Consider the following 10,853-nt stretch of genomic DNA (forward strand, 5'->3'; position numbering starts at 1 on the left):
TTACTATTCTTGGCATGTTCATAAATAAAGGGGATGATTTCGATATCACTTCTTTTATGAGCATATTTTTTGATTCGATCTATGGACGATTCAAGACCAAATACGGCTATTTTTATACTCAAATTCAAACAACTCCATTAAGCTATTTTCACTTTACTATTTAAATAATGAATCATTTCTTTGCCAATTTCAGCTAAACACATTTTACCCGAAAAATTATCAGACCACCCTTGTGATAAAACAGCGATAAAAATTACATCTTCATCCTTTTTTATCATGCTAATATCATGCTCAAATCCTGGCAATTCTCCAGTCTTATTGTAAAAGTGGATTCCAGAGTTAAGATAATTATAACCCGGAAGTTTTTGAGTAAATTGTTGTTTTGCCAATATATTCATCATTTCTAATCTACTATCATCATGGACAATTTCATTCGATTTACCTACTATTTTTAAGTACTGAAGCATATCATAGGCAGTTGTTGAATTTTCTACTCCCCTTGCTACTGCATCAGCATCCATGAAATTTCGCTCGACCTTCGTATTTATACAATTTAACTGTTCTGAAAGACTGTTAATTCCATCCATACCAACAGTGTTTAAAGCAATATTTGAAGCAGTATTATCAGATACAATCATCATTAATTCAAGTAAGTTCCGAAAGCTATATGAATTAGACTCTGTTAAATAATGAATAACACCTGTACCCGCGACTTTTTGGAGGTTATTTATCTCAACAATCCTTTCCAAATCAAGTTTTCCTTGTTCATATAATCGAAAAGACTCTATTAAAATGGGGAGCTTAATAACACTTGCAGCCTTCATTCTTACATGTTCATTAATCAGAATATCTCCCTCATCCGAGCTTAATGCTATGGATACCTCACCAAAACAATTATTTATGATATCGATCAGCTTTGCTTTTAAGTCTTTAAGTTCCATTACCATTGCTCCTAACATAGCCCAGTAAATTTACTTTTAATAACTTTACTGGGCATGATATTTTAAAGCTTTTGTTCTATATGAATAGACTTCTTAATATGACGAATATTACAACAATTATAGTAACAATGATCCCAAATATCACTAGGCTTTTTAAATCTTTAGATCGAGCAATCCCCATTGCTCCTAGTGTATCTCCAATCGGATATAGAAACTCAGTCATCTGTGATCCAACGAGTAATACAAGAATCCAAATGCTTAATGGAATTCCAGCGTTAGCAAAAAGAGTTCCAAACATTTCATCTAGTACTAAAACTTGTGCCACAGCAGCCCCAGGAATTCCGGCAATTCCAGTAATAGTCGTCAATATAACAAGTGTTACATCTCCACCTTTTTCTATAAAAGGCATAAGCAGATTTTTTAACGATTCAAATCCACCTAATTCTTGGATGTAGAAAATAAATGGATGGAAGAGAACAAATTGGAAGAAAAGCCAAATAAGCGGTTTAGCTCCATCAAAGAAGGTTTCAGCAATTTCATTTGGAGATAATCTTCCAACCAATCCAGTAATAATCGCTGTTAAAACAATAACGATAATGGCAAAGGTAGATCCACCTTTAATAATGACACCATAAGTTATGAGACCAATTAAAGATATTAGGAAAGCCCAAGTTGCTTGATTGATAACTTTCGAATCTATATCTCTTCCATCATCTTTTGAGTATTCAGCCACATCATCCGCTGAATAAGGATAAATGTGAATTGTTTTTTTATTAATCGCCCTAACATAAAAGAATGTAATAATCCACATGATGAGTGAAATAGGTAAACCAGCATACAATACTACTTGCAAATACGATAATCCTGTAACTTGCATTAAAGTTACCATAGGTGGCGTAAAAGGTCCTAGAAATAATCCTGTAACACCTGCACCGTGAAAAATGACACCAACAGCACTAGATGATAAACCTGCTTTTGCAACAGTTGGAATAATAACCGGTGCTACTACTGCGTTGGCTCCAGCAAGTGTACCAAGGGATCCAGAGAGAAGAGTAGATGATGCCATTGTACCAATAATGGCCTTGTTAGGACTGTTAATACCGATTTTATTCATAACAAATTCTACAATCTTGTGTGCCACCCTCGTTTTCTCTGCAACTTTACCGAGACCAGCCCCAGCCATAATAATTAACCCTACATATGCCAAAAACGATCCTAATCCTTCCTGGGTTGTTTTGGCAATATCTATCATGTTTGCTCCAGACAAGACAGCTCCTACAATTGTTGCGATTAAAATTGCAACCACTGGATGCCACTTTCTAAAAACTAATACGACAAACAAAACCAAAGGAACTAAACCCCATAGCGTTGGTTCTGAAAACATAACAAACCCCCCAAAAGTTTTTTAATTTTAATTAACGAAAACAATAGCGACAATGTCTCTAATTAATATAATAATAGATTTTTTTGAAAATTGTCAATGTTTTTTGCGAATAATTTTCTGATAATGGTATTTTAAGAGGGAATTATGCCTTTAAAAGGAAAGCAGTGGGGAAAAGCGTGTTAAAACTGTAAAAGTTTATTCTAGCAAGGGGGCAGGACCATATTAAACAAACGATTAATCAATTATGCATTTCCTCTTGTGGGGCAAGGATTTTTGGAATTTAATTAAACGCTTGATTAATACCCTCTTTCCCTTGTAGGACAAGCCCTTTCGGCGTTTAATCAAACGTTTGATTAAATAAAGTTTTGCATTTTTACCTTGTCCGTGGAGCTTTAAAATCACGGATGGAAAAGAGGAATGGTACCGCGGCGAATGACACGTGATAGGATGCTAGTTGTGAAATTAAGAACAATAGATTCATTCGGAAAACAAAAAGCACAGGGGTTCCTGTGCTTTTCACTGAACTTTGGAGCGAGGTACCTCGCCCCATAAATATATTTATATCGATTTAATCATTCCACCATCAACTAAAATGGAACTGCCGGTTACATAACTGCTTGCATCAGAAACTAAAAATACGACGACATTAGCAAATTCCTCTGGAGTCCCATATCGTTTTAAAGGAATGGTATTTTGGGCGTTTTCTTTAATTTGCACTTGAGAAACTCCCAGTCTATCAGCGTTCATTTTGTCGAGATGGGCAACACGATCTGTTGCAATTCTACCAGGGCTTACTGTATTAACTAATATGTTATAGGGAGCTAATTCTTCTGCCAATGTTTTTGCCAGTCCAACGATTCCTGTTCGAAAGGTATTCGAAAGAATAAGTCCAGGTATAGGTTGTTTTACAGAGGAAGAAGCAATATTAACAATTCGTCCACCCGTTTCTTTTAAATCAGGAAGAACTTCACGAATTATTCTAATATAACTCAACAAATTTAGCTCAAATGCATTTTGCCAGTCTTTATCGGAGAGCATTTCAAATGTTCCTCCAGGAGGGCCACCGGCATTATTAATTAAGATATCGATTTTACCAAAGACTTCCCTCGTTTTACGAACGAGTCGTGTAATGTCTTCAACCTTTGTAATATCAGCTGGAAAATATGAAACTTTCCCCTTTCCTAGGGCCTCTAATTCATTATTAACTGTCGCTAACTTTTCAGCATCTCTACTCGTTAGCATGACATGTGCCCCTTCTTTTACAAGTTTCTCCGCAATTGCTTTTCCTAACCCTTGACTAGAAGCGATAACTAGTGCCACCTTATTGTTCAAATTAAGTTCCAAATCTAACACCTTCTCTTTCTATAAGAAATTCCCCTATCAAGGGGTGTGTTAACCCAATGTCCATTACGTGGCAAATTGTGGCTACGCTGCCCTCACCGTATCATGTAGGCCTTTTAGGTTAATGCAGATCTTTTTCCACCTTTATCTTCGTGTTCTTCGTTTGAAATACCTTCTGAAAACACGGCCAGATCCCAACTAGAAAAAAGATCACTCCTGCAAAAAGTGAGATAAATATCCAGAATTTCATCCCAAAGCCAATTAATTGATGAGCACCTTCGAAATAGGTGACCTTCGGGGTATTGATATAGGAAGACATGATAGCGGCAGTAATATGTTTAGAAGCATATAAAAAAGCGGAAATGGCTATGAAAAAGCAACCAACAGCGGTAAATCCCTTATTCATCTCATCATCTCTTTATCTTTTTCCGCCAGACGTTATTTATATAACTCCTTATAGGCGATTACTTTCAATGCCATGATTTCTTCTTCCGTTAATTTCCCCTGGATCTCTTGAAGGATTTCTTCTTTCGAAGCAGACCCATTCTGCACTTGCACCCTAATATCATTTAGTTCAGATATACCAACCTTTTGAATCAAAACTTTAGTGGCCTCTTCCTTTGTTTTAAAAGGCAATTTGCTAGTGTCAGCTGTTTCGGCCTCTTCGATAAATGATTGTAGCTCAGGATCACTTTCAATTGTTTTCTTTATTTCCTCCAGTTCCCCACTGCTCTCAAGTTCAGATGAAATGGTCTCCACTAACTTATCAGAGGCTATCTTCGTACCAAAGTGATAAACACCATACCCAATGCCACCCAGTAAAACAACTGTTATGATTAAAAACTTTAAAATTCGCATTCCTTCACTCTCCTTTTGAAAAAAAGATACCCCTCACTTTGAGGCACCAATTATAATTCTAAACAAAAGCCACTTTGCTACGAAAGTGGCTTTTGTTCCTATTATACATTTATATTGAGTAAAACTGGTGAAAAGTGGTGAGCCTAGCAACTGTCAGTTAATCCGCTCTGCTTTCCCCGATATGATCTTCAACTGGTCATTTTCATACGAAACCTCGTATGTTGCTTTATATTTGCTCAAGTTGGTGGAATCATTATTTCGTTCTTTTGCAGAAATTATGACAACAACAGATGCTTTGTCTCCTGAGCTTGTAGCTGTTAAATCATCAATCGTGACAGATAAAGTATTTAAATAACCGCTTCGAAACTTTTCATAAGACAGATTTGTCTGCCATGAGCTGCCTAATAGTGAGTATGCCGTTACGTAATCACCGTAGTTTAAGCTTTCATAAAAATATTTAATAAGATAGCTGGAATAATCCTCTACAGAAAATTCATTTTCATACGCATATCCTTCCATCCCTGTCGCTACCTCGGGAATGTTTACCATTGGAGAATCAGACCAGCCTTCTATTATATGAAGTATACTGACAATAGGAATACTGAAACCAATTGCACCTTTTTCAATACCTGCAGAATTAATGCCAAGAACCTCTCCTGTTTTGCTATCAACTAATGGTCCTCCACTATTGCCATGTGTAATGGGAGCCGAAATTTGGTATACGTCTTCATAGTGATATGGATCTAAATCTAAGTCACGGTCAACTCCGCTAATAATACCCGTTGTTACAGTATTTTGCAGACCTAATGGACTTCCTAATGCAAGAACTTCATCCCCAATTTCTCCTTTTCGGTCTTTCGCGATTTTCAGTGGACTTGTCCCTTCAAGGCCATGAACCCGGACTACCGCAACATCCGTCTCTTGACTAATGCCAATAACAGTTCCCGAAAATTCCCTCGCATCAGAAGTCATAATGGTCACTTCCTTTGCATTTGCTACGACATGGGCATTTGTCACGACATCACCTCTATTATTATAGAGAAAACCAGATCCCAATGATCCGTCTGCTAATTTAATTTTTACAACTAATTTCTGTGCGTTATGGATAATTTCCTTAAGATCAGTGGAAACCTTCTCTTCCTCTGTTGTTTTGGCATCAACGATTAACGCTGATGGGGCTGTAAGTTTTTTCGGTATAGAATCTTTTATGTAAAAAAAGACAAATATTCCTGCTCCCCATACAAGAATTGTTGAAATTAAGCTTATCATCCATTTTTTCACTTCGTCACCTACTTAATTGAGATACCACGTAATATTGTCAATTTCAACATTTACATTCTGACCAACACCATAATAAATATTATCAAAATAACCTAATTCTCCAGGTTCTAAATAGTAAGGATAAACGGATGTATATCCACTCGATAGAAATCCACCATTCTCATTATAAATTGTATAGTAAATGGTAATAGAACTAATACTGGTTGTTGCGACATTTTTAACGTTTCCAATTATATAAAGATCCCCATACTCATCTGTTTCTGCAGAAAAATCAGAAACAGAAACAGCAGCGGTACGATTTTGCAAATCTTCCTTTGCCGCAGCCTCCATTGCTTTTTCGATTCTCTGTTGCTCTGCCTGTTCAAAAGCAAGCTTATCTTGCTCTACACGGTTCTTCAACCCTAATAACTTTTCATCATTGACGGCAAATTGAAGGCCTTTATCGATCGTTGTAAAGGCGCTAGAAAATTGTTTATTAGCCAATTCATTTTCTGCCTGATCACTGCTTATTTTAACAATCTTTTTTAATATTTCTTGTTTCACAACTCTTGCCTCATTTTCGGGTAAGGTTGCCAGAACCGAAAGCTTTCCTCCTAAATCATTCACCGTTGCTAACTCATTGATTTCTTTCTTAATCGTGCCAATGGTGATTTTCGTTTGACTCTCCTCTATCTTTTGATGAAAATGCTCAAACAAAGGCGCCTTTTCTCCATTTACCTGTTCCTTTAAACGAGCTAGCTCCTTTGAAGCAGCCTCATATTGCGTATGCCCCATCTTTTCACTTATTTTACTAAGCTCTTGTTCATAGCCTAGTGCTTTTTCAATCACTTCTTTAGAATCGTGTAATGCTATATAATCTGGGCGTTTTAATTGGGCCTTTACCAATTGCTTCAATGCCTTATCAAAATCATTCTTTATAGCCAATTCTTCAGCTGATTCTTTTAATTTTAAAACCTCTCTATTTATCTCCAATTCTTGAAAATAGAAAAAAGCAAGTCCAGAACCAACTAAAACAATGCTTAAGATCGGAGCAATAATGGGTATCAACTTAATCATAGGATGCCTATTCGGTTGCTGCAGATTTTCAGACCTAGTTAATACCTCTTCCTCGTTTTGGGTTTGTGTTTCAGGCTCCTCCAATTCAACCTTAATCTCATCTTCGACACGTGCTTGAACCTCAGAACCACAGCCTGAACAAAAACGAGAGCCTTCCATAAGCTTCTCCCCACATTGATGGCAGTACAATATAACCACACCTTTTAAAGTTTATATAGGTGTATATTACCATAAGATACAAAATGTGTATCTACGAGTCTGAAATAAAGTGAATTCAATAGGGGTCAGAATTATTGAAGAATAGTAAATTATTTAAGTGGGCTATAATAGGTAAAAATCTTAAATGGTCCTTTCATAGTTGCCGTTTGAATGTGAAAGAAGCATCGATGAGAATGATGAAGTGGATTCTTTTAAAGATGACCCCTTATTTAGGGAGTCCTCACCTGCTGATCCATTTCGCTAACCCCATATGGATGGCAAAAAAATGTGTACACATCCTTTAACAGAGTGTACACATTTTTAATGAAGGATAGCATTAATTATTCAAAAGTGTAATGCTGACTTCCTTATGAGCTTCCGCTGCTTTAGTAGTAAAGACAACATCCGCAGAACCCTCTGCATTTGTGACATCCCATCCTGCTAAACCACTAAATTCAGCGGCGATTTTCGCAGCGATGGTTGCAGGAGTGTCAGCTTTTACTAGGTTAATAGTCTTGGTTACATCAGTAGTTCCATCAGAGAAAGAAACATCAAGTGCTCCATCTTTTTGGACAGTTCCTTGGACAGTTAATGTGTTGACTTGGTTCACACCAGGGTGTGGTGCTGAGCCGTCTTGTAAGTCAGTTTGGTCTTCAGGAATGTTTGGATGTCCAGTATGTGTGTATGAAATAGTAATCTTCACATTATAATCCTTTTTCTCTTTTGAAGTGAAAATTACTTTTGAGCCTTCATTTTTAATTTCCCATACAGACTTAAATTTGACCCAAGTCGCTATTCTGCTCTCATCGATACTGTTTACAAGGTTCTTGGCTAATCGTTCGCCATCAAACCTGTTCTGCTCAGGTGGGAGGTAATCGTAAATCGTTTGGATAATAATCGCATTTACACCGTCATTATCATTAAATCTGAAATTCCATCCAGAGTTGCCGCCAGTTGGTTTACCTTCACCAAAGTCAAATACGACAATTTCGGATTTCCCCTCGTTAGCAGCCTCCCCTTTAACCGTATCCTCTAAACTACCTTGAATCTCATTAGGATTCCCAGGATCTGTTGGTCCACCAGTCTCTTCTCCATCCACTTGTGTTGCCACAACCTCCAATTTGATATTTCCTGTTTTCCCTTGGAAGTCAATGTCGTTATCACCGTGTGGCCAGTCAATATAGATTTTAAAACTTTCTGTGTCATAATCAGGTTTAAAAGCTGATGAGTAATCCATTTCAACCCATCGACCATCCAGTTCTCTTTGCATAGAAATGGCAATCGGTGAACCCCCGCCTTCAGGGAATAAGTCCCCACTTGGAGTTAAATTCACCTTGTATTCTACCGGAACTTCCGTATTGTTCTTATTGATTTTGAAGCTGTAGGCCTCAATCGTTTTCATCCCTGGGTAAAGCTTGCCGTCTAAATTAAACTCGCCGTTTCCAATGGTTGTCCCATCTGCATTCACAGCATCTACCTCAAAGCTGGCAGCTGTAGCGGTATTACTGTCGCTAGTGAAGCTTTTGGAAAAATAGGCCACGGTTCCCATAATGGCAATGGCCACAAACAATACAGCAAAAAGACTAAGACTAATCTTCTTCTTCAAGAGTACTTCCCCCTATTAAGTTACTTTTTTGGATACGTTCAATCCTATTTGAATAGCTCCCTTCTCCCCCCTTATTAAGAGACCTCTTTATGTTCTTTTTGAAGCGAAACGAACCTAGTTTTATTTTCCTTATTAAGAACAATACAATTAATTATAGTTCTTAATAACGAATTGTACAAGTGTTTAAAGTTGCATTGTTCTTAATAAGGAACAAATTGAAGGTTTTAAACATTTTTTCCTATATACTTAATTTTAAAAATTGTAGAGATATCCGATTAATTTTCTCTTTTTTATTAGCGATGGCACACATTCGTTAGAACAAACGTAATAGCAAAGCCTGTCCAGTAAAAAGGTTTTTTTGGACAGGTTTAGATGAATTGATTAGTAATACTTTTTCGAGTGATGCGCTAGTATTTGATCCGAAAATTACAAACCATGCTGTCGATGCAGCAGGGAGACATCTTCGGTCCGCGAGGCTAAGAACAGTTCTTATTCTCTAGGAACCATTCCTTGGTGAAATTCATCAGGTTCGCAAATAAATGAGGTGGTTTCGCAAACAAACTGAGTCGTTTCGCAAAAAAACTCTCAAGTTTCGCAAATAAATTAGATTACTCCGGAAAAAAAGGCGCATGGATTGTAGTAATCACAAATCATTTGGTTATTAATGAACGTACATAAAAAGAATCCATAGTTGTTAGGTTTCGGTTTTTCCAAGAAGGATTTTCTCTTTACGACATCTGCTATTATGATTACTCTTTTCAGGAGACTTTTATCAGTTGTTAGGGATTTTTGCGGCACTGAAAGAAGAAGTATTAGCTCGGGGATATTTTATAGCAATTCTTCAATGGGAACCATATGCGAACATACATATTAAACAAACGTTTGATTAATTCTGCATTTTCCCTTGTAGGACAAGCTTTTTCGGCGTTTAATCAAACGTTTGATTAGCTAAAGTTTTGCTTTTTTATCGGAAAACAGAAAGCACAGGGGGTTCCTGTGTTATTGCAACGACCTTAGTAGGCACCTATTATAATACTAAACAAAAGTCACTTTGCAATGAAAGTGACTTTTGTTCCCATTATACAGTTATATTAGGTAAAACCAGTGAAAAAGTGATGAACCTAACTACTGTCAGTTAATCCGCTCTGCCTTCCCTGATATGTTCTTCAACTAGTCATTTTCATACGAAACCTCGTATGTTGCTTTATATTTGCTCAAGTTGGTGGAACCATTATTTCGTTCTTTTGCAGAAATTATGACAGATTTGATTGCCATGGCGGAAGAGAAACCCGCTAACTTGCCTTAACTGTAAGCTCAGGAGACAAAGCATCTATTGTTAACGATCTCCATGAACGGTCATGGAGCGTACTTGATATCACCTTCTCTATACATTCCCCCAAAATATTCTCATTCTTGCTACTTCCACTATTAGTTAGAAAATCCACAATGCCTAAACTAAGTTCTCAGCTTTTTACATCTTATTCAAAGATGAAAAAACATAAATGAGTCTTACAACCTGATTGGTTTTGTTGAACCAAGTATGCGGGGTTGTTGAGTCCATGTGAAAGCTATCCCCTGGTTCTAGTTCATATTCATCTTCTCCATGAACTAATGTAAGATTTCCTTCTAATACATAGACAAACTCCTGTCCTCCATGGGTCGATGAGGTTACCTTCGGATTATTCGGAAGTAAAACGACTAGCATTGGCTCGAATAAAGGTGTTGGCAATCCATTTGATAGACTTTGATAAATAAAGTTTGACTGATTTAAAGTGAGGTCTCCCTTAGATTTCTTTCGTACAAAACTTGGCGGCTCGGGTTCAGGAAAAAAGTAACTTCTACTAACTTCTAGTGCTTCGGAAATTTTAGATAAGGATTGAAGAGTAATGGAGGACTTGGAATTTTCCACCTGAGATAAAAAGCTTGTAGAAAGACCTGATTTAACAGCCAAATCCTTTAACGTTAATCCTTTTTTATATCGTAAATCTTTAAGCAGTTTTCCAATATTCTTCTCCATACAAAACTCCTTTTATATCGAAATGTAATAATGATCCTTTTATCTTATTTTACTTGTATAATACCATATTCTCCAAAAATGTCATTTAATTTTTTAAAAGACAGTAACAAAAATTAAGTGACACTGAATTTTTTTTATAAATATTTAATAAAATTGTTGACTACTTAATAT

The 10,853-nt window shown here is 36.7% G+C and carries 9 protein-coding genes; all 9 read right to left on the reverse strand.

Translation table 11 applies throughout. The annotated features are described in order from the left end of the window. Nucleotides 1–137: 137 nt before the first annotated feature. Nucleotides 138–941, reverse strand: a complete 804-nt coding sequence (locus V7164_RS15380; RefSeq protein ID WP_335354517.1) for a serine hydrolase — start codon at nt 939–941, stop codon at nt 138–140. A gap of 76 nt (nt 942–1,017) precedes the next feature. Then, the gene (locus V7164_RS15385; protein ID WP_335354518.1) at nt 1,018–2,325 is read right to left on the reverse strand and encodes a GntT/GntP/DsdX family permease; all 1,308 of its coding nucleotides are present in this window, start codon (nt 2,323–2,325) and stop codon (nt 1,018–1,020) included. Between the two features lie 558 nt (nt 2,326–2,883). Then, nucleotides 2,884–3,669: an SDR family oxidoreductase gene (locus tag V7164_RS15390; protein ID WP_335354519.1), complete on the reverse strand. Its 786-nt coding sequence runs from the start codon at nt 3,667–3,669 to the stop codon at nt 2,884–2,886. 118 nt (nt 3,670–3,787) lie between these two features. Then, nucleotides 3,788–4,072, reverse strand: a complete 285-nt coding sequence (locus V7164_RS15395) for a hypothetical protein (RefSeq protein WP_335346709.1) — start codon at nt 4,070–4,072, stop codon at nt 3,788–3,790. A 32-nt stretch (nt 4,073–4,104) separates the two neighbouring features. Then, a complete protein-coding gene (locus V7164_RS15400) occupies nt 4,105–4,524 on the reverse strand; it encodes a hypothetical protein (protein ID WP_335346708.1) in 420 nt (139 codons plus the stop codon). Nucleotides 4,525–4,677: 153 nt separating this feature from the next. Continuing rightward, on the reverse strand, nt 4,678–5,805 hold the full coding sequence (locus V7164_RS15405; protein ID WP_335354520.1) for a S1C family serine protease: 1,128 nt from the start codon (nt 5,803–5,805) through the stop codon (nt 4,678–4,680). A gap of 12 nt (nt 5,806–5,817) precedes the next feature. Next, complete coding sequence (locus V7164_RS15410; protein ID WP_438823978.1) at nt 5,818–7,059, reverse strand: zinc-ribbon domain-containing protein; 1,242 nt, start codon at nt 7,057–7,059, stop codon at nt 5,818–5,820. 337 nt (nt 7,060–7,396) lie between these two features. Further along, nucleotides 7,397–8,665, reverse strand: coding sequence for a hypothetical protein (locus V7164_RS15415; protein WP_335346830.1), 1,269 nt, complete (start codon nt 8,663–8,665; stop codon nt 7,397–7,399). 1,471 nt (nt 8,666–10,136) lie between these two features. Further along, complete coding sequence (locus V7164_RS15420; protein WP_335346831.1) at nt 10,137–10,682, reverse strand: helix-turn-helix domain-containing protein; 546 nt, start codon at nt 10,680–10,682, stop codon at nt 10,137–10,139. Between the last annotated feature and the right edge of the window lie 171 nt (nt 10,683–10,853).

Source organism: Bacillus sp. JJ1474 (assembly GCF_036965225.1).
Classification (GTDB): Bacteria; Bacillota; Bacilli; order Bacillales; family Cytobacillaceae; genus Cytobacillus.

What these genes read in the sequence shown, in the direction of transcription:
- V7164_RS15380 (WP_335354517.1), bottom strand. Translation starts at nt 941, where the DNA reads ATGGAACTTAAAGACTTAAAAGCAAAGCTGATCGATATCATAAATAAT.
- V7164_RS15400 (WP_335346708.1), bottom strand. Translation starts at nt 4,524, where the DNA reads ATGCGAATTTTAAAGTTTTTAATCATAACAGTTGTTTTACTGGGTGGC.
- V7164_RS15420 (WP_335346831.1), bottom strand. Translation starts at nt 10,682, where the DNA reads ATGGAGAAGAATATTGGAAAACTGCTTAAAGATTTACGATATAAAAAA.
- V7164_RS15395 (WP_335346709.1), bottom strand. Translation starts at nt 4,072, where the DNA reads ATGAATAAGGGATTTACCGCTGTTGGTTGCTTTTTCATAGCCATTTCC.
- V7164_RS15385 (WP_335354518.1), bottom strand. Translation starts at nt 2,325, where the DNA reads ATGTTTTCAGAACCAACGCTATGGGGTTTAGTTCCTTTGGTTTTGTTT.